Here is a 25,371-nt window from a genome sequence, read left to right as displayed (position 1 = left end):
GTTTTGGCAGGCTTCAGGCCCTGATGGCAATGCAGGGTGTATAGTGCCTGCTCGGGTGACTGTCGTTCAGTGGCTCATAACCGAGATGCCAACATGTCCCAGACGTACCCCAACGCGGCCCAAAAAGCCCATGTGCGCATCTGCGAGCAGGTCGAGGCCTTCCTTCAGCATGGCGGCCGCATTCAGCAGGTTGCGATCGGTGTCACCGGTTACTCTGAAGGTGTCTCCAGAGCGCAGTGGAAAAAAGGGCGCACTGTAAAGCCTTGAGGATGCCGGCAGCCGCCGTGAAACGTTCCTTTCAGGTGATGGTTCACGGCTTGTGCATTCGCGAGGCGGAGTCCGGGGTGGTCATGAAAGCTGAGCCTTGCCTCGGAACCGGAACGCGATCAGAAACCTTCCAGAACAATCTTGCCGCGTGCTTTCCCGCTCTCGATCAAGGCGTGAGCGCGTTTGAGGTGCTCGGCGTTGATGGTGCCGTAGTGCTCACCGAGGGTAGTCTTGAGCACGCCATCATCGACCAGCTGTGAAATGCGATCGAGTAGTTGATGCTGCTTGATCATGTCCTCGGTCTGGTACAGCGAACGCGTGAACATGAGCTCCCAGTGCAGGGAAAGGGATTTGCGCTTGAGCGGCATGACATCCAGTTGTGCCGGGTCGTCGATCAACGCGAGCTTGCCTTGTGGACGTAGCACTTCGACCAGTTGGGGGAGGTAGGTGTCGGTATGGGTCAGGCTGATCACATGATCGACCGGGTTCAACTTGAGCGCTTCCAGTTGATGGGGGATCGGTTTGGTGTGATCGATGACATGATGTGCCCCCAGTTCCTTGACCCAGGCCTGGGTTTCAGGCCTTGAAGCGGTGCCGATGACAACCAGCTGCGTGAGTTTGCTGGCGAGCTGGACCAGGATCGAGCCCACCCCGCCGGCGGCTCCGATCACCAGAAGGCTTTGGCCCTGGCCCCCGTTTTCTTCAACACCCAGGCGGTCGAACAGCAGCTCCCATGCGGTGATGGAGGTGAGGGGCAGGGCTGCGGCACTGGCATTGTCCAGGCTGCGGGGCTTGTGTCCGACGATACGCTCGTCCACCACATGGCGCTCACTGTAGCTGCCAGCACGGTCGATGGCACCGGCGTAGAAAACCTCATCGCCAGGTTGGAACAGCGTGACCTCTGGCCCAACCTCGCGAACAACGCCAACCGCATCCCAGCCGAGAACCTGTGGTTGCTCACCGCCGCGGCTCGCGCGGATTTTCGTGTCGACCGGGTTGACAGCAATGGCCTTTACCTCGACCAGCAGATCCCGGGCTCCCGTCTTGGGTTCGGGCAACTGCGCGTCATACAACGACTGCGGGTCCTGGATCGGCAAACCGGGTTGGGTGTAAACGACAGCCTTCATTGGCGCAACCTCTTGGGTAGGGGAAAAGTGAGCTCAGGCTAGTCGTTTCGATTAAGGCGATAAACTGGCCAAATAGCGCAAGACTTTCTCTCCTTCAGTGAAAATGGTGTGAGGCGCTCGTTACCAAGCTTAAGCGCCTCACGCGCAACCGTCAGCTGGCGCTGTACCGCGGTGCAAGCTGGTTGCTGGACAATTGGCCGAACAAGGCCTGGCGGGCAGCTTCGTATTGGTCGAAGGCTTGCAGATCTTGCATTGACGGCAAGGAGATCAGCACCCCGTTGTCGAAGTCCTGCAGCGCACCGTCCACCAAGTCCTGGGCCGACATCACGATGCCGGGGTCGAGGTTTTCGACCGGTAAGCCGCCGATTTGCCAGAAGTCAGTGGCGGTGGCCCCGGGCAGTACCGCCTGCACCTGCACCCCCTTGCCTGCCAGCTCCTTGTTCAAGGACTGGGTGAACGCAGTGACGTACGCCTTGCTGCCGCCGTAGACGCCGTTGAGCAGTTCTGGCGCCAGGCTGACGATGGACGAGATATTGATGATCGCCCCCCGCTCACGCGCCACAAAGCCAGGTACAGCCGCATAGGTCAGGCGGGTGAGGGCGGTCACGTTCAGGCTGATCATTTCGGCCATGCGCTCGACATCGCTTTCCAGCAGGCTGGTATGGGTGCCGATGCCGGCGTTGTTCACCAGCATGCTGATGCTGGCATCTTCGCGCAGTTTGCGTTCTACCTTGGCAAGGTCATCTGTATTGGCCAGGTCGGCCGGGAGCACTTCCACGTTCTGCCGGGTTTCGGTGGTGAGCCGGCCCGCCAATGCGTTGAGGCGTTCCCGGTTGCGGGCCACCAGTACCAAGTCATAACCGCGGCGTGCCAACTGCTCTGCGTAGAGCGAACCGATGCCGGTGGAAGCGCCGGTGACAAGCGCGGTGCCTTTGAATGCCTGTGCCATGGTGATACTCCGTTGCTTTGAGTGGGTGGAGCCATGATGCAGAAGACGGTTATTGTCTTAAAGGACGTATATGGTAGTGTTTCAGGACATTGCTCAGTGGGGTTCAACCATGCACCGGGTCGGCTATTTGTTAACCGAAGGCTTTCAAATCATGTCCCTGGCAACGCAAACCGTGTTCGAGTTTGCCAACCTTGTCGCCGGCAAAGCGGTTTACAGGCTCGAGAACTTTTCTGTCGGTGGCGGCACGGTGCGCTCCTCGTTGGGGATGTCTGTCGAGACGCTACCTTTGGCCGCCCCTGGCCTGGCCGACACCTGGATGGTGACGGGTACGCTGACGCCGTTGACGTCGCCCGGTGAAGAGGTGCTGGACAGCGTGCGGGGCTTCGTCGACGCTGCGCGGCGCACTGCGGGCCTTTGCACCGGCTGTTTCGTACTGGCGCAGGCCGGGGTGCTGGATGGGCGGCGTGCTACAACCCACTGGGCCTACGCGAACAAGTTGCGTGAGTTACATCCGAAGATCGACGTCGAGGAAGACCGGATCTTCATCGTCGATGGGTCGATATGGACGTCCGCCGGGATGACCGCCGCCCTGGACATGGCCCTGGGCATGGTGGAAAAGGATCTGGGCAACGAGATAGCCAGGTCGGTGGCGCACAAGATGGTCATGCATCAACGCCGTTCTGGTGGGCAGTCCCAACATTCCGAGTTATTGTCGCTGTCGCCCAGGACTGACCGTATCCAGAGCGCGCTGGATTACGCGCGCGGCCACCTCAGCCGCCCATTGAGCGTGGAAGAACTGGCCCAGGTGGCGCACCTGAGCCCGCGGCAGTTCACCCGTGTATTCACTGCCGAGACCGGGCAATCACCCGCCAAGGCCATCGAGGGCCTGCGGCTCGAGGCTGCCCGGCTGATGATCGAGCAGAGCCGGCACAGCCTGGAGGTGGTGGCCAAGGAAACCGGGTTCAGGGACCGCCGGCACATGCGCGAGGTGTTCATCCGTGGGTTTGGCGTCCCTCCTCAGGCGGTGCGAAGGGATGCTCGGCAAGTGTGACCTGCGCTTTCGTTGAAGCGCTTTTATTCTTGCGCCATCCCCTCAGGTTCATGACGCACAACACAAGCTGCAGCACAATCAAAGCCCAGGCCTGGGCATGCCACCCCCAGACTGACCACAGTATGTTGCTGGCGATAAAACAGCAGAAGCCCACCATGCGCCGTCCTGGGCGGTGCGACCCGATGCACCAGGCTGCCACCACCGTGACCAGCATGGCCGGCCACTCCAGCAAGTCGATCCAGCTCTCCATCGAAGCGAGTCCCCAACATTAACCCATGGCACCAGGGCGGGTCGATCGTGCCCGACCTGGCCTGGCGCCTTTGATTCACGCGGCCCGTTGCTCACCCTTCAGCAGTTTTTTCTGGGCTTGCATGGCGAGCCCCAGCTCTTCCAGTTGGTCTTTTCCGAGCAGTTTTTTCGCGGTGGGGAAGAGCTCTTCTTCCTCTTCCTCGATGTGGCACCGAGGCCCGCGTCAGCAGGCCCCGGCAGCACTTTCACAGAATAGGTTTGCCCCCTGTCACGGCGTAGCGCGAACCCGAGATGTAGCTGGCTTCATCGGACCCCAGCAAGACATAGATTGGCGCCACCTCCACAGGTTGACCCGGCCGCCCCATCGGGTAACCGGAACCGAAATTTCTCACCGCCTCATCAGGCATGGTGGCCGGTATCAGCGGTGTCCAGATCGGGCCGGGCGCGACGCTATTGACGCGAATGCCCTGCTTGCCCAGCAATTGCGCAAGGCCTGCAGTGAAATTGGCAATGGCCCCTTTGGTGGCCGCATAGGCCAACAAGCTGGGTGACGGGTCGTCAGAGTTGACCGAGCTGGTGTTGATGATCGAGCCGCCTTTTGGCATCGAGGGCAAAGCGCGTTGGCAGATGCGGAAAATGGCGGTGATGTTGGTATCGAAGGTCTTTACCCATTCATCGTCGTCAATGTCGTCCAGGCTTTCATGGGCCATCTGGAACGCGGCATTGTTGACCAGGATATCGATGCGACCAAACTGCGCCACGGTCTTGTCGACGATGTCATGGCAATGCTGTTTCTGTGCCAGGTCGCCGGGCAGCAGCAGGCACTGGCGGCCAGCCGCTTTGACCCAGCGCGCGGTTTCCTGCGCATCTTCGTGTTCATTCAGATAGGCAATGGCTACGTCAGCGCCTTCCCGGGCATAGGCAATCGCTACCGCACGGCCGATGCCGCTGTCAGCACCGGTTATCAAGGCGATCTTGCCTTCGAGGCGATTGTTGCCGGTGTAGCTCTGCTCGCCACAGTCCGGATACGGCTCCATCCTGCGCTGGGAACCTGGAACGCTTTGCGGTTGGGAGGCGAATGGAGGGGTAGGGTAGTCGCTCATGCTGGAAGCTCCTGCAGGTTGAAACGCTCATTTCCGTTCGAAAGGCGCGCCAAGGCAGTGTTGAAGTGGATCTTCGTGCTGAGCGACGAGCGGTTGATGCACCCACTTCCAATGAATTTTTACCAACCGCCTGGCTCTACCGCTGACGGGGCTTGCTGGCATGGGTGAGGCCCACGTTATCAAGGAGCCTGCAGTGCCTCGAATCATCACGCCTTCCACGCCGGAGCATGAGATCGACCAGACGAGCGAGAGGATGTTCGGTACGCCCAAAGAGCGACTGGATTTCTATCGACGCGAAATTCAGTATGAGACCACCATCCTGGCCAACCGCACTGACGCTTATCTTGCTGCCCAGTCGTTCCTGGTGATTGCCTATGTGTCATCGATGGGCAACCTGAACCCAGGCTGGGGCGAGATGTTCACCTTGATGGTGCCGGCTTTTCTCGCACTGCTCGGCGTGCTCAGTACACTGAATGCCTGGCCTGGCATCCGCGCGGCCTTCCGGATTATCGAGCACTGGCAGATGAAGCAGAGCCACCTGCTGCGCAGCGAGCCGATGATGGGCCTGGCCTATGACGAGTCGCCGCTGTTCTGCGAGGCCGAAACCTCTCAGGCAGGGCACCGTAAATCGCTGCTGTTTTCCTTGCGCACGCCCTGGATTTTCCTGTGCTTCTGGGTTTTGCTGGGCAGCTATTCGGTTTTCATCCAGCTGGCGTGACCAGCGCGTGCTGGTCGGTGCCATGGGCGGCCAGCACGCGCTGAAGAGCATCAGGCTTAGCCTGCCAATGCCTTGATCAACTGCTCATTGAAAGCGGGGATGTCATCCGGCTGGCGGCTGGTAATGAGGTTGCCATCGACCACCACTGGTTCATCCAGCCACGTACCGCCCGCATTACGAATGTCATCTTGCAAGGTTTTGTAGCTGGTCATCCGCTTACCGTTGGCCAGCCCGCTCGATATCAGCAGCCACGCGCCGTGACAGATGACCGCCAGCGGCTTGCCGGCCGCATCATGGCTTTTTAGCAGCTTCTGCGCGCCGGGCATCAAGCGAATCGTGTCCGAGTTCTGTACACCGCCAGGCAGCACCAGGGCATCGTAGAGGTCAAGCTGTGCACTGTCGAAAGTCGCATCCACGCTGAACCCGTCGGCGGGTTCGTCATGGTTCCAGCCACGTACCGTGCCTTCTTTCTCGCTCAGGATATCGACCACTGCGCCGCTGTTTTCCAACGCTTCACGCGGGCCGGTCAGTTCCACCTGTTCAAAACCATCGGTGACCAGAAAGGCCACGCGCTTGCCGTTCAGTTGTGCACTCATCATTCTCTCCTCGTGCTGATAGGCCTTTCATAAGGGCCTGCAAACAGCGAGCAAAGTTCCTGCTCGATGCTTGGCGGTATGGGGAGAACAGGCTAACGGTTGCGTACGGTATCCAATGCAGGCGACCAGACTGTATGAGCGCAACGTGAACACGCCAGGGTGTCGTGAGGCTCATGGTAGGCCGGAAAACCGCAGTTCACGCAGCAATGCAACCCGGCGCCGGGCGGTGATCTGTACTCTGGGCGATGCTCGAACGGCAGCACTGAGAGGCCGGGACGTGTGTCTTGCTGGTTGTAGAAATACAAACTGAGGTCGCCATCGGTTTCCAGAAGGCCCAGTCGAACCTGGCCCAGGTGCTCGACACCTTGCTGGCGTAGCTCCATGAACAGCTCATTCGGTGAAATGTTCATGTGACGCAGCGAATGGATTTCGTACATGCCATCTTTCACTACCGTGACTGGCAGCCCGTCGATCCAGGCCTCGCAGGTTCTGTTTCGCCTCATGAGGTAGACCGTTCCTCGGTAAAGCATGAACAGTGTGAGGAAAACCACGGCCACCGGAAGCAGCGGTACATCTTCGTAAAAGGTCACATCGCCGGCCGCTGAGCCCAGGGTGAGAATGACCACGAGCTCGAACCGGGACAGCTGTCTGATACCGCGACGGCCACTGAACTTCAGAAAAAAGAACACGGCCAGGAAGGCCGCTGAAACACGCACGGCAACTTCCAGCAGAAAGGTAAAAGGAAAGTCGCCTATCAGCATCCGTTGCAGATCAAACGAAACCATTCGTTCCACCCTTCCTTCTGCCGGTTTCAGATAAAGGGTTGACCGTTCTCGCGCATGCCTGGTTCATCAACTTGGCCGGGCGCTCTCCGTGCACGTCACCAAGGAATCGGCGTGCCATCCCACGCCCAGAACGTTCCGCTCTGCGCCGGGCCGTGACGGCTCACAAGCGCCAGGATGCAGGTGGCGGCAAACGCGGGCGAGAACAGCTTGTCCGGCGGCACATTGCCCTGAAAGGGTCGGGAAAGCTGGGTGTCGGTGGTTCCGGGATGCAATGCAAGTACCGTTGAAGCGGGGTTCAGTCGCTTCAGCTCGATGCTTGCAGTGCGCAGAAGCTGGTTGAGCGCGGCTTTGCTGGCACGGTAGCTGTACCAGCCACCCAGGTGATTGTCGCCTATCGACCCGACTCGCGCAGACAGGGCGACGAAGGCCATCGGTTGCCGACGCAGCAGCGGCAGCAAGTGCTTGAGCAGCAGAACAGGGGCGAAACAGTTGGTTGTGAAACTACTCAGCAACCCCGCCATATCAAGCTGGGTCAGCGCTTTTTCAGCCCGTGCCGGGCCTTCTTGCAGCACGCCAAGCGTGCTGAAGACCAGGTTCAGCTGGTCGCAGCAGGCGCTCACCTGCGCAGCCTGTGTTTGCAGTGCCTGCTCGGACCGGGCGTCGCAGTCGAGGCGAACCAACCGTCGCCCGTGTTCCTTGAACAAGGTATCCAGCGCAGGGCTGGTGGTGGCTCGTCGCGAAACGGCGAACACCAGCCCGATGTCATCGCGCGCCAGCAGCTGCGTGCACAATGCCAGGCCAATCCCTTCACTGGCCCCGCAGACCAGCACGTTGGCGGGTGTGTGAAGGTCGTTGATCAGGCTCATCGGAGTGTCCTCTTGGCTGGGCGCTGGCGCCTCGTCCTGTGATGCCCGCCAACGTTCTTGCAACTGGCAGGGGTGAGCTCACAGCAGGATATAGTCACTGTACTGCCGTAAGCCGGCATGGGGCCCTTCGATCAAGTGCACGTAACGGTCGTTCACCCAGTCGATCGGCAGGCAATCGTCGACGTCCAGTACCGCGTCGGTATGCGGCTTGAGCCAGTCTGCCTGCAGGCGCTGTTTGCCCAGTTGCCTGGCCTCGGCCTTGTCCTTCGCCACCACCAGCAGGTAGCGGTGTGCCTCGCCAAACACCCCGGGCTCGTAGCCGCCAAGGTTGATGAAGAACAGCCTGGGATCATGTGGGCCAGGCGCTACCTGGCTGAACGCGACGCGGTAGCGGTCAATACCGTCGACTTCCATCCACGCGTCGATGTGCAGGCCCGTTCGGCTCCCGAACCAGGCTTGGCGCAGATATGGGTAGGCCTGTTCAAGTGAGTCCGCCTGCGCGAACACCACGTCGTGGACCTCGATATTCGCCCGTGGGTGGCGTCCACCGAGCATGACGACGTACAGCATGAGCAATTCCTTCTATCTCGACTTTCATGGGTGTTCGATAACGGGGCGCGAGGCTTGCAGAAATGTGCATGCTCGGCATTGAAATCTGTACATGCCCCAGCAAATATGTGTACAAGAGTCTACTATTGTATAATATTTCCCGAAGTCCTCGAGGTCAGAATGGCGCACCCCGCACGTTGGACCTGTTTGTGCCTGCTGCTAGCCGCCATGTCGTCGGCGGCAGACTGGCGAGCGGAGCTGCCTGCGGCGCAACGGCTGGGCGCCGGTGATTTCACATGGTTCGGACTGCGGCTGTATACCGCCCGGTTATGGGCAGTTGGCCCGGTTCAGGGCTGGAACCAGCCGTTCGCCCTTGAGCTGCTCTATCACCGGTCATTGTCCAGGGACACGCTGGTCAAGGCCAGCCTCAAGGAAATGCAACGCCTGGATGGCGGCAGCATGACGGCGCAGCAGCGCGCGGCATGGACCAGGGCGATAGAGCAGGCATTCGTGGACGTGAGCCCTGGCATGCGCATCACGGGCCTGTACCTGCCGGGGCAGGGTTGCCGCTTTTACGTAGACGGAAAACTGAGCCACGCGATCAACGATCCGGTGTTCGCCCGGGCCTTCTTCGCCATCTGGCTCGACCCGCGGGCCAGAGACCCCCAATTGCGTCAGCGGCTGCTTGGGCTGGCTGGCGATGACCGAGGAGCCTGAACATGTACAAAGCGCTGTTGCTGGCTGCCTGCCTGCTTCTGGGCAGTTGTGGCAATGTCGGTATTGAGCACTATGCCCAGGAGCAGCCGAAGCTGGACCTGGCGGCGTTCTTCTCGCGCCCGGTTCAGGCGTGGGGGATGTTCCAGAAGCGTTCCGGTGAGGTGGTCAAGCGATTCCATGTGCGCATCGACAGCCGACGCGAAGGTGAACGACTGATCCTCGACGAGCATTTCCTCTATAGCGATGGCACACGCCAGCAGCGTACCTGGACGCTGGTGCCGGACGGCCCCGGGCGCTGGCGGGGAACAGCGGGGGACGTGATCGGCGAGGCGCGTGGGGAAGTGGCGGGCAACGCGCTGCGATGGCGTTACCAACTGGATCTGCCAGTCGACGGGCGGCACTGGCAGGTAGACCTGGACGACTGGATGTACCTCATGGATGACGACACCCTGATCAACCGCTCGAGCATGAGCAAACTGGGCGTGGAGATTGGCCAGATCACCTTGTTCTTCCGCCGCCTGCCAGAGGGCACACCATGAACCTGAACGCGCTGACCCAGCTGGTTTCGACCGGCGAAGCCAAGGAACTTGAACTGCTGTCGCTGGAGGGGGGCTTCTACCTCCTGCGTGCCCTGACCGACGCCGGCCCCGTGACATTGAGCGATGCCCAGGGGCAGCCCGTGCGCGTGCGCTCCACGACCGAACTGCGGCAGTTGCTGGCCGACCTGCCGCCGGTGCCGTGCATGCTGGTGCAGCAGGTGGTGCACGATGAGATGTGCGGGCAGCGCGACGGCCCCATTGCGCCGCTGCGCGTACCGGTAACGCTCACCAGCCAGTGGTAGTCCGGACGATGCGCCTGGGCCTGGTGCTGGGTGACCAACTGTCGTTCGACCTGGCAAGTCTGGCGTCCCTGGACCCTGCTCGCGATGCGGTCCTGATGGCGGAAGTGGAGGGGGAGGCCCGATACGTACCGCATCATCCGCTGAAGATCGTTCTCATCTTCAGCGCCATGCGCCATTTTGCCCAGGCCCTGCGTGAACGGGGATGGCAGGTGCACTATGTCAAGCTGGACGCCGAGGGTAACAGCGGCAGCATCGTGGGTGAGTTGCGTCGATGGCAACAAACCTTGGGCGCCACCCACATCCACCTGACCGAGTGCGGGGAGTGGCGCCTGGAGCAGGCCTTGCGTGATGCTGCGCTGCCGCTTGTGTGGTTTCGCGACACGCGTTTTCTGTGCTCCCGTGAAGCCTTCGGGCGCTGGGCTACAGAACGTCGCCAGCTGCGTATGGAGCACTTCTACCGTGGCATGCGCAAGCGAACCGGCCTGCTCATGGAGCCTGACGGCAGCCCGGCAGGCGGGGCCTGGAATTTCGATGGCGACAATCGCAAGCCATTGCCACGGCAGCTGCGTGGCCCGTTCGCTGCGCATTTCGCGCCAGACGACATCACGGCAGCGGTGGTGGCCTTGGTGCGCCAGCGCTTCAGCGATCACTACGGGGGCGTCGACGGTTTCGACTACCCCGTGACCCACGCCGAGGCACAACAGCTCTGGCAGCATTTCCTGGATTTCGGCCTGGCGGCTTTTGGGGACTACCAAGACGCGATGGCCGAAGGTGAGCCGTACCTGTTTCATGCGCGCATCAGTGCGGCGCTCAACATCGGCCTTCTGGATGTGCGTCGTCTGTGCGACGACGTCGACAAAGCCTGGCGCGAGGGGCGTGTGCCGCTCAATGCCGCCGAAGGCTTCATTCGCCAGCTGATCGGCTGGCGTGAGTATGTGCGCGGCATCTATTGGCAGCGCATGCCGGCGTATGCCGGGCTCAATCACCTGAACAACGACCGGGCGCTGCCAGCGTTCTACTGGACCGGGCGCACCCGCATGCGCTGCATGGCGCAAGCCATCGGGCAGACCCTGCGGTTGGGCTACGCTCACCATATTCAGCGGTTGATGGTTACCGGCAACTTCGCCTTGCTGGCCGGTATCGTGCCAACCGAGATTTGTGAGTGGTACCTGGCGGTCTACATGGATGCCTTCGAGTGGGTCGAACTGCCCAACACGCTTGGCATGGTGATGCACGCCGACGGCGGCTACCTGGGGTCCAAGCCCTACTGCGCCAGTGGTCGTTATATCCAGCGCATGTCCGACCATTGCAAGGCTTGCAGTTACAGGGTCGACCAGGTGACCGAAGAGGAGGCCTGCCCGTTCAATGCCTTGTATTGGCATTTTCTCATTCGCCATCGCCCCCAGCTATCGGCTAACCCGCGCCTGGCCCTGGTCTATCGCAGCCTCGATGGCATGCCTGCTGGCCGTCGCGATGCCGTGTGGCAACGTGGCCAGTCATTGCTGGCGCGGCTCGATGCGGGGCAGGCGTTGTGAAAAAGAGCCTTCTGCCCAGCAAGGTTTGCGTGGTGTGTGGCCGGCCGTTCACCTGGCGCAAGCGCTGGGCACGCTGTTGGGAGCAGGTGCGCTACTGTTCCGAGCGATGTCGGCGGTCAGCGCCGCGCCGCGAGGCGCGCCAGCAGGGGCAGGGCCAAAGCCCATATCGGCATCAGTAGCAGGCCGGTTTCCAGCGCGCCCAATGGCAAGGCGACATCTGCCAGCCTGGCGCCACCTACATAGGCCAGGGGGCCGCCAAGCGCCCCCAGCAGTGCGCCGATTCGCCAGTGCCTGCCGGCCCATGCCAGGCTGTGACGCATCCCGCTGGCCAGCACCAACCACAGCAGCGCTAGCCACAGCGGCAGGGGCCAGGCGTCGAAACCGAACACCCCCAGTGCTCCCAGCACGCTGTCGAGCACGCACCCGGCAAAGGTGACGCGCAACAGCGCCTTGACCTCGGCGTTGACGTCCGGGCACAGGCGCAGGTGCACGGCCACGCCAGGAATCACCAGCAGCAACAACAAGGGCCGTTCGGCGCCCAGCACGCAGACCCACCAGCCGGCTTGCAGCCAGAGGGCATTGGCGATCAGCCAGCGGCTGGGCATCAGGCACCGCCAGGCAAGGGCGCGCGGCGTGCCTGGGGGGCTGCCCAGAGCAGGTGCGCTACGCCGATGGTACGTTCCTCGAAACCGCCCTGGCAGTAGCACAGGTAAAACTCCCACAGGCGCTGGAACATGTCGTCGTAGCCAAGGTCCGACAGCGCAGTGCGTGCCTGACGCAGGTTTTCACGCCAGTGTCGCAGGGTGTGGGCATAGTCCAGGCCGAAATCCTCCATGTGCACAAGGTTCAACCCAGTGTGCCGGCTGGCGGTGTCGAGCAACACGCTCAGCGAAGGCAGGGCGCCACCGGGGAAGATGTAGCGCTGGATAAAGTCGACCGAGCGCTGCGCCTGGGCATAGCGCTGGTCGCGGATGGTGATCGCCTGCAATAGCATCAGGCCTTCAGGCTTGAGCAGCGAAGCACACTGGCGGAAATACACCGGCAGGTAGCGATGGCCGACCGCTTCGATCATCTCGATCGAAACCAGTTTGTCGAACGTGCCTTGAAGGTCGCGGTAGTCTTCGCGGAGCACTTGCACGCGCTGCCCCAGCCCCAAGGCCTTGACGCGCTCCAGGGTATGGCTGTACTGCGCCTCGGAGAGCGTCGTGGTGGTGACCCTGCAGCCGTAACGGGTGGCTGCGTGGATAGCGAGGCTGCCCCAGCCGCTGCCAATTTCCAGCAGGTGATCCTCAGGGCTCAGCTCGAGTTTTTGGCAGATGCGCTCCAGCTTGTGCAACTGGGCCTGCTCCAGTGATTGGTCAGGGTGTTCGAACCGCGCAGCCGAATACATCATGGTGGGGTCCAGCAGCCGCTCGAACAGGGCATTGCCCAGGTCGTAGTGCGCCAGAATGTTGCGCCGGGCACCGCGCTTGTCGTTGCGGTTGAGCCGGTGCAGCAGGCGCAGGGCAGGGCGGCCCAAGCGGGCCAGGCCGCCCTCGAGCGCGTCGAGCACTTCGAGGTTGGCGACGAACAGGCGGGTCACCCGCGCCAGGTCGGGGCTGCGCCAATAGCCGTGGATGTAGGCTTCGCCCGCGCCGATCGAGCCATTGCCGGCGATCAGGCTCCAGGTGGCGTCATCGAGGATTTCCACCTCCGCCTGCAAGGGGCTGTCGGCATCACCGAAACTCCATTGCTGCCCGTGGCTGAGCAGGCGCAGGTGGCCGTGACGCAGCTTGCCCAACTGGGCGAGCACGGCGCTTCGTGCCAGCCCGCCGAGCAGTGGCGCAAGGCCTGCGAACTTGCTAACGCTCAGGGTGGGATTCGACATCATCAAGGTCCTCGCAAGGTTGGCCGAGCGCCAGGTCACCCTGGCAGGCGGTGTGGTCATGCACGGGCGTGCGTTTGAGCAACAGGCGGAGCGCTTGCCAGTAGATGGCCGAGACAGTGCGCAGGCTCATCCATGGGAAGTTCAGGACATACCGGCGCAGCGCTGCTCCATCCAGTGGCGTGCGGCGCAGGGCGAGGTCGGCCTCGAACACCTTTGTGCCGCCTTGCCAGTTCTGCATGTGAATGCGCACATGGTGCGCGTCCAGGAAAAAGCGCAGGCGATAGTCCATGTCCAGCGGCATGAACGGCGACACATGGAAGGCCTTGCCGACGCTGAAGGGCCTGGCAAGGTCGCCTTGCACCGGTAGCACGTAGTGAAAGCGTTCACGCCAGGGCGTGTTGCGCACTTCCATCAGGATCGCGGTCAGGCGCCCGTCTCGATCATGGCAGAAATAGAAACTCACCGGGTTGAACGACAGCCCCCAGCACCGCAGTTGCGTGAGCAGCTGTACCCGGCCTTCGGGCATATGCCCCGTCGCCTGCCCGACCAGCAAGCGTGCAGCCTGGGCCAGCGATTCGCCTTGGCGGGTCTGGGCGGGCAGGTAGTCGGTCTCGCGCCAGCACAACGGCGCCAGGCGCCAGCGCCCCAGCCAGCGTGACAGGCCCATCAGCCAGGTTTGTTCGTCCAGGTCCAGGTAGAACATGCCGATCCGGTAGCGGAAAGCGTGGGCCCGCGGCGTCAGCCGACGGTGGCTGATCCAGCCCAGGCAGAGGCTGCTGTTCACAGTTGCTCTCCGAAATGCGCGGCCACTTTCAGTGCGCTGACCACCCCGTCTTCATGAAAGCCATTGCCCCAGTAGGCGCCGCAGAAGTAACTGTGCTGTTGCCCCTGCAGTTGCTCCTGGCACGCTTGCGCGGCGGACGCGGCAACGCTGTACTGGGGATGGGCGTACTGGAAGCGGGCGATGACCTGCGCCGGGTCTATCAGTGCGGTCTGGTTGAGGCTCACGCAGAAAGTTGTCGGTGCCTGGATACCTTGCAGAATGTTCATGTTGTAGGTCAGCGCGGCGGAAGCCTGCTCGGGGCCGCCCAGGCGGTAGTTCCAGCTGGCCCAGGCGCGCTGGCGGCGTGGCAGCAGACGGGTATCGGTGTGCAGCACCACGTCGTTGCTGGCGTAATCGATCGCGCTGAGCACGGCGCGCTCCTGGTTGCTGGGGCTTTCCAGCAGTGCCAGGGCCTGATCGCTGTGGCAGGCGAACACCACATTGTCGAAACGTTCGGTGCCGGCCGCGCTCACAAGAGTCACCCCACCTTCGTCGCGGCCGACCCGGTAAACCTTGCAGTTGAGGCGAATGCGCTCAGCGAACGGTCGGCACAGCGGCGCGACATAGCTGCGTGAGCCGCCTTTGATCACCCGCCACTGTGGGCGTTGGTTGACTGACAGCAAGCCGTGGTTGCGACAGAAGCGCACGAAGAACTCAAGCGGGAAGTGGAGCATGTCTGCGCGAGACATCGACCAGATCGCCGACCCCATCGGCACGATGTAATGATCGATGAAGCGCTGCCCATAGCGGTTCGCCTGAAGGTAGGCGCCCAGCGTGGTGCTTGCATCGATACGCTGGTTGTCCAGGTCGGCCAGTGCCTGACGGTTGAAGCGCAGAATGTCCCGGATCATCCCCCAGAACCCTGGGGACACCAGGTTGCTGCGTTGGGCGAACAGGGTGTTCAGGTCGTGGCCGTTATATTCCAGGCCCGTGATCGGGTCATGCACGGAAAAGCTCATCTCGGTCGGCTGCGAAGGGACCTTGAGCTGGTCGAGCAAGCGGATGAAGTGCGGGTACGTCCAGTCGTTGAAGACGATGAAACCGGTATCTATTGCATGGCGCTGGCCTTTCCAGACCACATCAAGGGTGTGCGTGTGGCCCCCGACCCATTGCTCGGCCTCGAAAACCGTGACTTCGTGCTTGCGTGACAGCAAATGGGCGCAGGTCAACCCCGCGATGCCACTGCCGATGATTGCTATACGCATGGATCATCTTTCCTGTTCATGACGGGCAAGGCGTTGGCCCAGCGCCAGGCGCACGCGCGCGGGCAGCGCCCCGAGCAGGCGCAACACCCAGGTGAAAAGGCCGGGGAAGTTGATTTCCAGGGGGCGGCGGGGCAGGCGCCTGGCGATATGCCGGGCGGCACGCTGCGCAGACCACAGCTGTGGCATGGGGAAATCGTTGCGGCGGGTCAGTGGTGTGTCCACGAAGCCTGGGCTTACCAGGGTGACCGCGATGCCCTCGCGATCCAGGTCGATTCGCTGTGACTCCACCAGATAGCGCACCGCGGCCTTGGACGCGCCATAGGCGCCAGCGCGGGGCAAGGCCAACCAGGTCACCGAACTGCCCATCACCACCAGGTGTGGGCGCTGGCCGGCGCGAAGCAAGGGCAGTGCTGCCGCCAGGCAGTAGCTGACGCCCAGCAGGTTGGTGCGCATGACGCGCTCGACCAACGCCGGATCGAAATGCCCTGGCTCCAGGTACTCGCAGGTGCCGGCATTGAGAATGGCCATGTCCAGGCCTCCCCAGGCCTGCTCGATATGCGCAGCGATGCCGGCGACCTGCTCCGGGCTGTCAAGATCGCCAATGGCCAGCAATGCCTGCCCAGGAAACCGTTCGGCCAGCGGGGCAAGGCGGTGGGCGTTGCGCCCGCCCAAGGCGACCTGGTGGCCTTGCTCCAGGAGGACTTGCGCGAGCGCGGCACCGATACCGCTGCTGGCGCCGGTCAGCCAGCAGCGGCTCATGCCAGCCTGCCTTTGAGCCAGCGGATCGCAGTGCCCATGACGGGAAGGTGCTCATAAAGCAGGGCGCCGGCGTCGAAATAGTCCTGGTGAAAATGCACACGGTCGCGCCAATGCAGGCAGCTGCAGCCTTGCAACGTGATCGGCTGGCCGCCGGCCAGGCGCGGGTGGCAAAACTGCAGTGTCCAACGCAGGTAGCCCTGCCCGGGCTTTACCTCGTCGGCGCTGGTGAAGGTGTAGCGGATATCGGTGGCGTTGGCGTACAACTGCTGGAAGTAGGCGCGCAGGGCCTGCAGCCCCTGTATCTGGTGCAGGGGGTCACGAAAGGTGACATCGTCGCTGTACAGTTTATCCAGCGTGTCGAGGCTAGCCCCATCGAGGCAGGCGAAGCGCTCGGCGAATTGCTGTAGGTACGCAGACATACTGGGCTCCAGGCAATCCTGTACAAAATTGAGTTGTTGTACAGGTATAACTGAAGCCTAAGCCTTTATCTATACAAGTCAACGGTCTTGTATAGGTTTTTTTGTCAGTGCTTGGCCTGGCCCTGCTTCCGACGCAATTCCGCCACTTCAGCCTCCAGCTCGCGAACCCTTTCCTCGGCGAATACTTGCGCTGTGACATCGCGCTGGATGCCGATGTAGTAGGTCAGCTGGTCCGCCTCATTGTGCACCGGTGTGATGGACAGCTCATTCCAGAACAGGCTGCCGTCTTTGCGGTAGTTGCGCAGCACCTGGCAGCAGGGGCGGCCTTCGCGGATCGCCTCGCGGATAATTGCGATGCCCGGCTGGTCGTGATCCTCGCCCTGAAGGAAACGGCAGTCCTGATAGAGAATATCGTCAGCGCAGTAGCCGGTCAGGCGCTCGAAGGCCGGGTTGACGTAGATAAGGATGCTCTCATTGCCTTCCTGCTCGGCGACAACGATGCCATCGTTGGAATGTTCGACCATCAGTTGCAGGAGTTTTGCGTTGATCATGGGGCTCACCTACAGATATTTCGTATGCGATATGCGCCAAAGGCTTCCGGTGCAGAAGCTTTTGGCGCCGTTTGTTGCATGATGAACCAAGGAGGCTCGCCGCAGAAGGTGCATCTGGGTTTAGAATGTATCACCCCCTGGATGACACCTCGTTATGACCGACGCCACCCCACCCGAATTGCTACCCATGCGCGATGTGGTCAGCCTGACCGGCATCAATCCGGTGACCTTGCGTGCCTGGGAGCGGCGTCATGGGTTGATTCGCCCGCAGCGCACCGAGGGCGGCCATCGCTTGTACACCGCCCAGGATGTGCAGCGCATACGCGACATCTTGCGCTGGACCGCCAACGGCCTGCCCATCAGCAAGGTTGGCGACAGGCTCGCCGGCCAGCCTGAGGCGCCTGTGCAGCAGCCCTCGGCCTTTGACGACTGGCGCGCCGCCGTTGCGCGCGCTTCCAGGGCATTCGATGCGCAGGCGCTGGAAGCGATCCATGGACAGCTGTTCACACTTTTGCCAAAGGCCACGGTGCTGCGGGACGTGCTGATGCCGGTTTGGCATGACCTGGCTTCAGGCACTGCGCCAGGCCAGCGTAGCCAATGGTTGTTTCTCGATACGTTCTTGCGCGCCCGGCTGCTGCTGCGCTTGCAGATGAACCAGGCCGACGCCCCACGGGTACTGCTGGCAGGTACCGAGGGTCAAGCCGAATGCCAGGTATTGTGCGCCGGGCTGCTGTTGAGCAGCGAGCGACAACGCATCGACGTGCTCGGCTGCGGGCAGCCGCTGGAAGAGCTCCCGCTGCTGTGTGCAGCGGTGCAGCCTGCGGCACTGGTGATCGCGCTGCAGCCACCGGTGAGCCCTGCCTTGGCCAAGCGCCTGCGCTCGCTGCAGATGGAAATTGCTTGTCCGCTGGCCTTGACAGGCGAGGGGCTGGCCGGTGTGCAGGCGGCCTTGCACGGGCTGCCGGTGTGCCTGCTGGACGAGCATGGTGCTGACGTCGCGCGCGTGCTTGACGCCTTGCTCCGAGGGGCGCTGGACCTTTGATCTCTGCCCTGCGCCCTGCCAAGGTGGTGAGGTGCACAGTTCCGTAACCGCGTCTACGCTCTCTAAGCGTCATTAAACCTACGCTGAACCGATACGGCGCATTGTTCAAAGGAGCTGGCAATGACTGTGTTCGTAAAAAGCTTCAGTACGCATCGTGCGGAACATGCGAAAGGGTGGATGCTTGCACCGGTTATCCTGTTGGCTCTCCACAGTAGCGACCTGTTAGCCGGAGGCATCTTCATCTATGAGGCCGGCCAGGAAAGCAACGGCTTGGCCAATGCTGGCTCGGCGGCGCTGGCCACCGACCCCAGCGTGCTGATGAGCAATCCCGCAGGTATCGCCCTGCTGCCTGGCACGCAGATCAGCGCCAACGCGCAGGTAATCCTTGGCGACCTGCGTTACTCACGCGACAGCAACAACCAGTTCGACGGCAACGAGGGCGGCAATGCCCTGCAATACCTGCCGGGCGCCAGCCTGTTCATCAGCCACCAGCTCGATGACCGCTCGGCCATCGGGTTCGGCATGTACGGTAATTTCGGCCTGGCACTGAACTACGACGATGACTGGGCAGGGCGATACTTCACCCAGGAAGCAGCAGTGATTGGTGTGTCTTTCCAACCCACCTTTGCTTACAAGTTCACCGATGACCTCACCGTCGGCGTCGGCCCGCGCATGATGCTCGGCTATTACCGCACCGAGGTGGCCATCAATAACAGCCTGCTGGGATTGGTCGAGCGCCCCGATGGCCAACTCGAATACAAGGACACCGATTTCGGCATTGGGGTGAACCTGGGCCTGCTCTACCAACTCGCCCCTCGCACGCGAATTGGCCTGGCCTACACCAGCAAGGTGAAACTGGAGTTTGAAGACAATCCGCACGTCAGCAACATCAACAATCCCCTCATCAATGCCGCCCTGAACCGCCTGGCGGTAGACACGCTGGAACTGGAGATGAATGTACCGCAGACCGCGACATTCAGTGTGGCCCACCAGTTGGACGAGCAGTGGACATTGCTGGGCAGCCTGGGTTGGCAGGACTGGAGCGAGTTCGGTGACATCGGAGTCGAGGTGGACGCCAATGCTGCCGGGGTCAGCCGCACGGTCGATCGCAAGTACAAGGACACCTGGCACGCTTCGGTGGGCGCCCAGTACCAGTCTACCCGCCAATTGCGCTGGAGCTTTGGGGTGGGCTATGACAGTTCGGCCGTGGATGACAAGGACCGGACCGTGGACAACCCGATGGGCGAGGTATGGCGCTTCGCAACCGGGGTGAACTATCAGATTGAAGAAGGACTGGACCTGCATCTGGCGTACACGCTGGTCTGGCTCGGCGACATGGACGTGGAGCAGACCAAAGCGCGTTCCGGCGACACGCTGTCAGGCCGTTTCGATAACGCTGCCCTGCACATCGTCGGAGGCGGTGCAACCTGGCGATTCTGAAGACGCTCATCCTTGGATAACCGCTCCAACGTGGAAGGAGAAGTTGCATGAAAAGTAAGTCTCTTATTGCAACCGTTTGTCTCGCATCGCTGTTACTGCATGGGTGCACGAGCAAATACGTGGAGCCTGATGAGTATTCCGGATTTCTGAAGGACTACAGCAAGCTCAAGGAAGACAAATCACCTTCGGGTGCCGAGGTCATGCGCTGGATCAAGCCTGGCATCAATGCCAACCAGTTTTCCAGCGTCTATGTCGAACCCAGCCAGTTTTACCCTAAACCGCAACCCACCGCGAAAATTCCGCAGCAAACCTTGCAAGGCATAACCCAATATTACGATCAGGCGTTGAAGAACCGATTTTCCACAGTCCTGCCGCTGGCGACGAGCCCTGGGCCTGGTGTACTGGTGGTGCGCCCGGCGATCACTGGGGTGAGCGCCAAAACCAAGGGGCTGCGCCCGTATGAGGTTATCCCGATCGCGTTGGTGGCCGCCGGCATCAGTACGGCTACAGGTATTCGCGACCAGGACACCAGCGTGGCCACGGAGGCCGCATTCATTGATGGAAGTACCAATGAGTTGGTGGCCGAAGTGGTACGTAAAGGTGCAGGCGCTGAACTGGACAACTCCTCGCAGATCATGCAGGCCAAGGACGCACGTGCCGTGCTCGATGGCTGGGCAAAGGATATGGTCAGTTCATTCCAGGCGCTGAAGAAATAGCCCGCATGTTCCCCTGTCGCGGAGGTGCGCCAAGGGAGCGGAATGTGATGCATGAATGCAATGCTTCAAGGGGGCCCCGATGAAAACGGTCATGCTCAAAATCAAACATGAATGCCTGAAAGTGCTTCCGCCCACCGTGTTTTTTTTCGTGATTCTGCACATCGTTGCGCTGATTCGCGCACTTATGATCAAGGGCTCAGGGGTGGAGCTGCCTGTCTCTGCCTCGGTGCTGATCGCCGCTCTGATATTGGGCAAGTCTGTGCTGGTTGCCGATATGCTGCCTTTCATCAACCGGTTTCCCGACAAGCCGCTAATCTGGAACGTTGTCTGGAAAACACTCATGTATGCAATGGTCGCGCTGATCGTTCATTACCTGGAACGTCTGTATGAGTACTGGAAAGAGGCTGAGGGCTTGCTCGATGCAAACGCGATGTTGTGGGCATCCATAAACTGGCCTCGCTTCTGGGCTGTTCAGATTTTGCTGATGACATTGATATTCATGTATTGCGTCATCGCAGAGTTGGCGCGCGTCATTGGTCGCGAGCGCCTTAAACGCATGTTCATCGGCCCGTTACCGTCAAAGCAGTCCGAGATGTCGAATCACACCGGATAGCCGAACAGCCCGGCCGATCGAAACGCAGTGACTTTCAGTTGACGGGTAATACTATGTCGAAAAGAAATGGCTACCCGCTTTATCTACTTGCCTTGCTGGCACATACCGGACAAGGGCAAGCGGAAGACTCCGCAGAGCTTGCCAAGAAAGCGCTTAACCCGGTTGCGGCCATGTACAGCTTGCCGGTGCAATATAACTGGGACCAGAAAATAGGCCCGCGCGGCAATGGCAAGCGCAGCCTGACAAACATCCAGCCCGTTCTGCCTTTCAGCCTGAATGAAGAGTGGAACCTGATTTCCCGAACTATCCTGCCCGTCATCGACCAACACGGCCTGGGGGGAGCAGCGGACACCTCTGGCGTGGGGGATGTGACCCAGAGCTTTTTCTTCTCACCGAAACAACCCACTGCCAGTGGCTGGATACTCGGTGCAGGGCCGGCGCTGCTGATACCAACAGGCAGCAACGACGTACTGAGCAGTGAACAATGGGGGCTCGGGCCGACCGCGGTAGCCTTGAAGCAATCCAACGGTTGGACGCACGGCATATTGGCCAATCATATCTGGGGGCTGGAGGGCAGCCCTGCGGATGGAAAGGAGAAGGTCAATCAGACCTTCTTGCAGCCGTTTCTTTCATACACCAATAGTACGTTGACCACCTTTGGTATCAACAGTGAGTCCACCTACGACTGGCAATCCAAAGACTGGACGATTCCGCTCAACCTGACCGTTACCCAATTATTGAAGGTTGGCGGCCACCCCATTACCGTCCAGGCCGGCCCGCGTTACTGGCTCGATTCACCGGATAATGGCCCGGACGGCTGGGGCTTTCGCTTTGCTGTGACGCTGCTGTTCCCCCGCTGAGCCGGACAGTAAGCCAATAATAACAAAGCGGATTTTCAGTTTGCGGCTATGATCAGTAACCAGTGGCCTGCAGGCCTGTCCGAGCGGTCGTTGGCGAACGGTGGGTTTCGGCTCTGTATGAAGAGCCTTGATATTCGGTGATGCTGCGTTGAAAACAGCCTGACCTTCGTCCAAAGGCTTTTCATGCACCCTAGGCAACAGCCTAATTACGCAGTCGTCGCTACTTGGCATGCCAGAAGCCTCCTCCAAGGGGCGCTGATTCGTTTGACCACGGAGCTAAAGGATGGCGCGTCGCAACGAAGGCAATATGCTGGGCTTGCCGTTTAAGGCCTTGTGCTGTTTGGCTGTTTTGATCATTTGGCTGTTTGGCCCAGTGGGCATCGCGTTCTCCGCTGATGAGGCGGGTTCTGTGCCTACCCCCTCGATCGCGTCCGAGGGCTATGTGGAAACCGCTACCTGCCTTGGCTGTCACGTTACCCAGGCCAAGGCCTGGAAGGACTCGGATCACGGTTGGGCCATGCGTGATGCCACCGAGGCCAACGTGCTCGGCAACTTCAAGGATGCTCGCTTCGATGAGGCCGGGGTAACGGCGCGTTTCTTCCGTAGGCAGGGTGGCTTCTTCGTCAATACCGAAGGTGAGGATGGCCAGCCGGCAGACTTTCAAATTCTCTACACCTTTGGCCACTATCCGCTGCAGCAGTACCTGGTTGCCCTGCCCAGGGGCCGCCTGCAGGCTTTGACCATCGCCTGGGACAGCAGAGCCAAGGGCGAGGGCGGGCAACGCTGGTTCTCGCTCTACCCAGGCCAACGCTTCGCGCCCGATGACCCCTTGCACTGGACCGGTCGCTACCAGAACTGGAACGGCATGTGCGCCGATTGCCATTCCACTCGCTTGATGAAGCATTACGACGATCGTCAGGACAGCTTCGCCTCCACCTGGAAAGAGCAGAACGTTGGCTGCCAGAGCTGTCATGGGCCTGGCAAGGCGCATGTCGATTGGGCGAATAAAACCAAACCAGCCGAGCAAGCCTATGCATCGGCCAAGGACATAGGCCTGGCCGTCGATTACAAGGCGCTGGGCAGTCAGGGCATGGTCGAGCAATGTGCGTTCTGCCACAGCCGGCGGCAGACCCTTGGCGTGGGTCAGTTACCTGGTCATCCGCAGCTTGACCAGAGCCTCCCGGCAACATTGCGCCGTGGCCTTTACCACGCCGATGGTCAGATCGACGGTGAGGTGTACGAGTACGGCTCGTTCACGCAAAGCAAAATGTACAATGCAGGGGTGGGCTGCACCGACTGCCACAATCCCCATACCACCAAGGTCAAGATCGAAGGCAACGGGCTGTGCCTGCAATGCCACAACGGCAATCCACCGGTTGCCCGCTTCGCCACCCTGCAGGCCAAGGACTACGATACACCCGCCCACCATCACCATGTCGCTGGCAGCCCTGGCGCTCAGTGTGTCAGTTGCCACATGCCGACCAAGACCTACATGGTCGTCGACCCCCGTCGCGACCACAGCTTGCGGATCCCACGTCCGGACCTCGCCGGCAAGGTCGACAGCCCCGATGCCTGCACCGCCTGTCACAAGGATCAGCAACCGGCCTGGGCGGCCAAGGCAATCGAGCAGTGGTTTGGCAAACCGCAGCGGCCGGTGTTGTTTGGCGAGGCGTTCCAGGCGGTGCGCGATGGCCAAGGTATCCCGTTGAGCCTTTTGAATACGGTGCTGGCAGACAAGACCAAGCCAACCATCGTCCGTGCCACGGCTGCCGAACAGATGGCCGACCTGGGCCCCCAGGCCCTCATCAGTCTGGGCTGGGCGTTGAAAGATCCGAGCCCCTTGGTGCGAGCCTACGCCACCTCTGGTTTCTCGAGCGTGCCACCAGAGCAGCGTCTCAAGCCGCTGTTGCCCCTGCTCGAAGACCCGTCCCTGGCGGTGCGCGATGAGGCAGTGCGGGCGCTCGCGGATGTGCCCACGGCGCAATTGCCAGCCCAGTCGATGGAGGCGTTCAGCACCGCGCTGGCGGACTATGAGGCGCGGCTGCGTGGCAATGCCGACCTGCCTGGCGGGCGTTTGAACCTGGCCGTCCTGTTGAGCCGCCAGGGGCGTCAGCAAGAAGCCATGGAACAGTACCGTCAGGCACTGCGCCTTGACCCATACTTTGTGCCGGCGCGGGTCAACCTGGCCAATCTCGCAACGGCCGAACATCAGCTCGATGAAGCGGAAAGGGTACTGCGTGCGGGCTTGGCGCTGGACAAGATATCGGCCCCCGACCACGGCAACCTGGCGTACATGCTGGCCCTGCTGCTGGTGGAGCGACGCCAGCCCGAAGAGGCCGTGGGACTGATGGAAACGGCAGCGGTCGCGCTGCCAGGCAATGCGCGCATTCGTTACAACCAAGGTTTGCTGCTGTCGCGCATGAACCGTCGGGATGAGGCCTTGGTGGCACTGGAGCAGGGCCTCAAGCAGGCGCCTGACAACGCCGACCTGCTTTACTCGTTGATCTACCTGCATGCCTTGGCCGGTGAACGCAGTGAAGCCTACGCCTATGTGCAAAGAATGCGCAAAGCGGCCCCTGACGATATACGCCTGCAAGGCATCGAGCCTTATTGGCAAAAGTACGAAAGCACAAACTGAAGCTGGCGAGGGCGCGGTGAGCGGCTAGATTTACCTCGTTGCCTTCAAGCAGTTGCGAACATCCGTGGGGCCTCTTGTCGATGCCCCGACTGACTAGGACCGGACAGTGGATATACGCGAGCAGATTGCTGAACTCGAAGCCCATGTGGCGCAGAGCGTGCTGGGCCAGGCCGACACCATTCGTCATGTGATTCTTGGCTTGCTGGCCAATGGTCACGTCTTGCTGGAAAGCCTGCCTGGGCTGGCCAAAACGCGTACGGTCAAGGCGTTGGCCACGCATCTGGAAGCCAGCATGCGGCGCATCCAGTTCACCCCCGACCTATTACCGTCGGACATCACCGGTGGCGAAATCCTCCAGCAGACCGCACAGGGCAACGAGATCAAGTTTCAGCCTGGGCCGCTGTTCGGCAACGTGATTCTCGCCGATGAGATCAACCGCGCCCCGGCCAAGGTTCAGGCAGCACTGCTTGAAGCCATGGAAGAACGCCAGATTACCGTAGCTGGGCAGAGCTACCCGATGTCGGGCCTGTTCATGGTGCTGGCGACCCAGAACCCCATCGAGCAAGAAGGTACCTACCCATTGCCCGAGGCGCAGATGGACCGGTTCCTGATGAAGCTGCAACTGGACTATCCCAAGGTGGAGGATGAAGCCCTGGTGCTACGGCTGGTGCGCAACGAGGAACAACAGGCAGGCCACCCGCACCAGGCGCCTGGGCGTCTGCCCCAGGAAGTGGTGTTCGCCGCCCGCAGCGCGATCGCGTGCATCGAAGTATCGCCCGCGATCGACCGCTACCTGATCGATCTGATCAACGGCACCCGCCACCCGGCAGAGCATGATCCGGACCTTGGGCGTTGGATCAAGATCGGCGCCAGCCCGCGTGGCGGTATCAGCCTGGATAGGGTGGCGCGCGCCCACGCGTGGCTGGCCGGGCAGGAGTACGTCACCCCGGACGATGTGCGTGCGGTCATCCATCCGGTGTTGCGCCACCGCTTGCAGCTCTCTTACGACGCCGTCGCCGATGGCATTGGGGCCGACCAGGTGATCGACCGGCTGCTGGACAAGGTCGCCATCCCAGCCTGAACGG

General features: G+C 61.3%; 30 protein-coding genes and 1 pseudogene. 15 read left to right on the top strand and 16 right to left on the bottom strand.

Features of this window, described 5'->3' with window-relative positions; translation table 11 throughout:
- The first annotated feature begins 93 nt into the window (after positions 1 to 93).
- A complete protein-coding gene (locus tag ACF8RA_RS09030; RefSeq protein ID WP_176684067.1) occupies positions 94 to 267 on the top strand; it encodes a hypothetical protein in 174 nt (57 codons plus the stop codon).
- A 119-nt stretch (positions 268 to 386) separates the two neighbouring features.
- Here the strand turns inward: ACF8RA_RS09030 and ACF8RA_RS09025 are convergent, their stop codons facing one another.
- Both ACF8RA_RS09025 and ACF8RA_RS09020 read right to left on the bottom strand, forming a co-directional pair.
- The gene (locus tag ACF8RA_RS09025) at positions 387 to 1,394 is read right to left on the bottom strand and encodes a zinc-binding alcohol dehydrogenase family protein (RefSeq protein ID WP_176684066.1); all 1,008 of its coding nucleotides are present in this window, start codon (positions 1,392 to 1,394) and stop codon (positions 387 to 389) included.
- Positions 1,395 to 1,545: 151 nt separating this feature from the next.
- Entirely contained in the window at positions 1,546 to 2,343 is a 798-nt protein-coding gene (locus tag ACF8RA_RS09020; RefSeq protein ID WP_392487957.1) for an SDR family NAD(P)-dependent oxidoreductase, read from the bottom strand.
- Between the two features lie 109 nt (positions 2,344 to 2,452).
- Here ACF8RA_RS09020 and ACF8RA_RS09015 point away from each other — a divergent pair, with 109 nt between their 5' ends.
- The gene (locus tag ACF8RA_RS09015) at positions 2,453 to 3,394 is read left to right on the top strand and encodes a GlxA family transcriptional regulator (protein WP_176684159.1); all 942 of its coding nucleotides are present in this window, start codon (positions 2,453 to 2,455) and stop codon (positions 3,392 to 3,394) included.
- Here the strand turns inward: ACF8RA_RS09015 and ACF8RA_RS09010 are convergent.
- The 3 genes and pseudogenes from ACF8RA_RS09010 to ACF8RA_RS09000 all read right to left on the bottom strand — a co-directional run bounded on the left by ACF8RA_RS09010 (position 3,336) and on the right by ACF8RA_RS09000 (position 4,746).
- Positions 3,336 to 3,593 carry a hypothetical protein gene (locus ACF8RA_RS09010; protein WP_223271121.1) on the bottom strand — a complete coding sequence of 86 codons (258 nt, stop codon included), beginning with the start codon at positions 3,591 to 3,593 and terminating at the stop codon, positions 3,336 to 3,338. The two genes, ACF8RA_RS09015 and ACF8RA_RS09010, sit on opposite strands and share 59 nt — an antisense overlap.
- A gap of 126 nt (positions 3,594 to 3,719) precedes the next feature.
- Positions 3,720 to 3,851, bottom strand: a pseudogene (locus ACF8RA_RS09005) (hemerythrin domain-containing protein); the annotation flags it as partial.
- Between the two features lie 37 nt (positions 3,852 to 3,888).
- The gene (locus ACF8RA_RS09000; RefSeq protein ID WP_103444542.1) at positions 3,889 to 4,746 is read right to left on the bottom strand and encodes a glucose 1-dehydrogenase; all 858 of its coding nucleotides are present in this window, start codon (positions 4,744 to 4,746) and stop codon (positions 3,889 to 3,891) included.
- Positions 4,747 to 4,939: 193 nt separating this feature from the next.
- On the opposite strand from ACF8RA_RS09000, the gene ACF8RA_RS08995 reads away from it, so the two are divergent.
- Positions 4,940 to 5,464, top strand: coding sequence for a hypothetical protein (locus tag ACF8RA_RS08995; RefSeq protein WP_176684064.1), 525 nt, complete (start codon positions 4,940 to 4,942; stop codon positions 5,462 to 5,464).
- 56 nt (positions 5,465 to 5,520) lie between these two features.
- Here the strand turns inward: ACF8RA_RS08995 and ACF8RA_RS08990 are convergent, their stop codons facing one another.
- From ACF8RA_RS08990 to ACF8RA_RS08975, 4 genes are all read right to left on the bottom strand, one after another.
- Positions 5,521 to 6,060 carry a type 1 glutamine amidotransferase domain-containing protein gene (locus ACF8RA_RS08990; protein WP_392519086.1) on the bottom strand — a complete coding sequence of 180 codons (540 nt, stop codon included), beginning with the start codon at positions 6,058 to 6,060 and terminating at the stop codon, positions 5,521 to 5,523.
- A gap of 92 nt (positions 6,061 to 6,152) precedes the next feature.
- Positions 6,153 to 6,845 (bottom strand): DUF421 domain-containing protein, encoded by a 693-nt coding sequence (locus ACF8RA_RS08985; RefSeq protein WP_392487955.1) that lies wholly within the window; start codon positions 6,843 to 6,845, stop codon positions 6,153 to 6,155.
- A gap of 95 nt (positions 6,846 to 6,940) precedes the next feature.
- Positions 6,941 to 7,711: an SDR family NAD(P)-dependent oxidoreductase gene (locus ACF8RA_RS08980; protein WP_392519084.1), complete on the bottom strand. Its 771-nt coding sequence runs from the start codon at positions 7,709 to 7,711 to the stop codon at positions 6,941 to 6,943.
- A gap of 78 nt (positions 7,712 to 7,789) precedes the next feature.
- Positions 7,790 to 8,281 carry a DUF1543 domain-containing protein gene (locus tag ACF8RA_RS08975; RefSeq protein WP_176684060.1) on the bottom strand — a complete coding sequence of 164 codons (492 nt, stop codon included), beginning with the start codon at positions 8,279 to 8,281 and terminating at the stop codon, positions 7,790 to 7,792.
- Between the two features lie 159 nt (positions 8,282 to 8,440).
- Between ACF8RA_RS08975 and ACF8RA_RS08970 the strand changes: the two genes are divergently transcribed.
- From ACF8RA_RS08970 to ACF8RA_RS08950, 5 genes are read left to right on the top strand one after another with little or no spacing between them, the layout of a single operon-like run.
- Positions 8,441 to 8,977: a chalcone isomerase family protein gene (locus ACF8RA_RS08970; protein WP_176684059.1), complete on the top strand. Its 537-nt coding sequence runs from the start codon at positions 8,441 to 8,443 to the stop codon at positions 8,975 to 8,977.
- Between the two features lie 2 nt (positions 8,978 to 8,979).
- Positions 8,980 to 9,516: a DUF3833 domain-containing protein gene (locus ACF8RA_RS08965; protein WP_003254010.1), complete on the top strand. Its 537-nt coding sequence runs from the start codon at positions 8,980 to 8,982 to the stop codon at positions 9,514 to 9,516.
- Entirely contained in the window at positions 9,513 to 9,818 is a 306-nt protein-coding gene (locus ACF8RA_RS08960) for a DUF6482 family protein (protein ID WP_021782287.1), read from the top strand. The genes ACF8RA_RS08965 and ACF8RA_RS08960 overlap by 4 nt, the downstream gene beginning before the upstream one ends.
- Before the next feature lie 8 nt (positions 9,819 to 9,826).
- Entirely contained in the window at positions 9,827 to 11,353 is a 1,527-nt protein-coding gene (locus ACF8RA_RS08955; RefSeq protein WP_176684058.1) for a cryptochrome/photolyase family protein, read from the top strand.
- Positions 11,350 to 11,532, top strand: a complete 183-nt coding sequence (locus ACF8RA_RS08950; RefSeq protein WP_176684057.1) for a DUF2256 domain-containing protein — start codon at positions 11,350 to 11,352, stop codon at positions 11,530 to 11,532. Before ACF8RA_RS08955 ends, ACF8RA_RS08950 begins: the two co-directional genes overlap by 4 nt.
- Here the strand turns inward: ACF8RA_RS08950 and ACF8RA_RS08945 are convergent.
- From ACF8RA_RS08945 to ACF8RA_RS08915, 7 genes are all read right to left on the bottom strand, one after another.
- Positions 11,470 to 11,958, bottom strand: coding sequence for a DUF2878 domain-containing protein (locus ACF8RA_RS08945; RefSeq protein WP_392487953.1), 489 nt, complete (start codon positions 11,956 to 11,958; stop codon positions 11,470 to 11,472). The two genes, ACF8RA_RS08950 and ACF8RA_RS08945, sit on opposite strands and share 63 nt — an antisense overlap.
- The gene (locus tag ACF8RA_RS08940) at positions 11,958 to 13,220 is read right to left on the bottom strand and encodes a class I SAM-dependent methyltransferase (RefSeq protein ID WP_392487952.1); all 1,263 of its coding nucleotides are present in this window, start codon (positions 13,218 to 13,220) and stop codon (positions 11,958 to 11,960) included. Before ACF8RA_RS08940 ends, ACF8RA_RS08945 begins: the two co-directional genes overlap by 1 nt.
- Positions 13,195 to 14,004 carry a DUF1365 domain-containing protein gene (locus ACF8RA_RS08935; RefSeq protein ID WP_176684054.1) on the bottom strand — a complete coding sequence of 270 codons (810 nt, stop codon included), beginning with the start codon at positions 14,002 to 14,004 and terminating at the stop codon, positions 13,195 to 13,197. The genes ACF8RA_RS08940 and ACF8RA_RS08935 overlap by 26 nt, the downstream gene beginning before the upstream one ends.
- Positions 14,001 to 15,248 (bottom strand): NAD(P)/FAD-dependent oxidoreductase, encoded by a 1,248-nt coding sequence (locus ACF8RA_RS08930; RefSeq protein WP_392514691.1) that lies wholly within the window; start codon positions 15,246 to 15,248, stop codon positions 14,001 to 14,003. The genes ACF8RA_RS08935 and ACF8RA_RS08930 overlap by 4 nt, the downstream gene beginning before the upstream one ends.
- Positions 15,249 to 15,251: 3 nt before the next feature.
- Positions 15,252 to 16,007 (bottom strand): SDR family NAD(P)-dependent oxidoreductase, encoded by a 756-nt coding sequence (locus ACF8RA_RS08925; protein ID WP_392519079.1) that lies wholly within the window; start codon positions 16,005 to 16,007, stop codon positions 15,252 to 15,254.
- The gene (locus ACF8RA_RS08920; protein ID WP_209966531.1) at positions 16,004 to 16,426 is read right to left on the bottom strand and encodes a nuclear transport factor 2 family protein; all 423 of its coding nucleotides are present in this window, start codon (positions 16,424 to 16,426) and stop codon (positions 16,004 to 16,006) included. The genes ACF8RA_RS08925 and ACF8RA_RS08920 overlap by 4 nt, the downstream gene beginning before the upstream one ends.
- 104 nt (positions 16,427 to 16,530) lie before the next feature.
- Positions 16,531 to 16,977, bottom strand: a complete 447-nt coding sequence (locus tag ACF8RA_RS08915; RefSeq protein ID WP_176684050.1) for a PAS domain S-box protein — start codon at positions 16,975 to 16,977, stop codon at positions 16,531 to 16,533.
- 154 nt (positions 16,978 to 17,131) lie between these two features.
- Here ACF8RA_RS08915 and ACF8RA_RS08910 point away from each other — a divergent pair, with 154 nt between their 5' ends.
- The 7 genes from ACF8RA_RS08910 (at position 17,132) to ACF8RA_RS08880 (ending at position 25,367) form a co-directional block, all read left to right on the top strand.
- Entirely contained in the window at positions 17,132 to 18,019 is an 888-nt protein-coding gene (locus tag ACF8RA_RS08910; RefSeq protein ID WP_176684049.1) for a MerR family transcriptional regulator, read from the top strand.
- A 177-nt stretch (positions 18,020 to 18,196) separates the two neighbouring features.
- Entirely contained in the window at positions 18,197 to 19,459 is a 1,263-nt protein-coding gene (locus ACF8RA_RS08905; protein WP_176684158.1) for an OmpP1/FadL family transporter, read from the top strand.
- Positions 19,460 to 19,506: 47 nt separating this feature from the next.
- On the top strand, positions 19,507 to 20,175 hold the full coding sequence (locus ACF8RA_RS08900; protein WP_209966527.1) for a DUF3313 domain-containing protein: 669 nt from the start codon (positions 19,507 to 19,509) through the stop codon (positions 20,173 to 20,175).
- A gap of 79 nt (positions 20,176 to 20,254) precedes the next feature.
- Positions 20,255 to 20,788, top strand: coding sequence for a hypothetical protein (locus ACF8RA_RS08895; protein WP_176684047.1), 534 nt, complete (start codon positions 20,255 to 20,257; stop codon positions 20,786 to 20,788).
- Between the two features lie 53 nt (positions 20,789 to 20,841).
- On the top strand, positions 20,842 to 21,648 hold the full coding sequence (locus ACF8RA_RS08890; protein WP_176684046.1) for a transporter: 807 nt from the start codon (positions 20,842 to 20,844) through the stop codon (positions 21,646 to 21,648).
- A 283-nt stretch (positions 21,649 to 21,931) separates the two neighbouring features.
- Positions 21,932 to 24,286 carry a tetratricopeptide repeat protein gene (locus tag ACF8RA_RS08885; protein ID WP_392487949.1) on the top strand — a complete coding sequence of 785 codons (2,355 nt, stop codon included), beginning with the start codon at positions 21,932 to 21,934 and terminating at the stop codon, positions 24,284 to 24,286.
- A 106-nt stretch (positions 24,287 to 24,392) separates the two neighbouring features.
- Positions 24,393 to 25,367, top strand: coding sequence for a MoxR family ATPase (locus ACF8RA_RS08880; protein WP_176684044.1), 975 nt, complete (start codon positions 24,393 to 24,395; stop codon positions 25,365 to 25,367).
- The last annotated feature ends 4 nt before the right edge of the window (positions 25,368 to 25,371 follow it).

This window comes from Pseudomonas sp. FYR_5 (genome assembly GCF_043106315.1).
In the GTDB taxonomy this organism is placed as follows: domain Bacteria; phylum Pseudomonadota; class Gammaproteobacteria; order Pseudomonadales; family Pseudomonadaceae; genus Aquipseudomonas; species Aquipseudomonas putida_Y.
The sequence above is the reverse complement of the archived record's forward strand: the minus strand, read 5'-3'. Positions and strand labels throughout refer to the sequence as shown.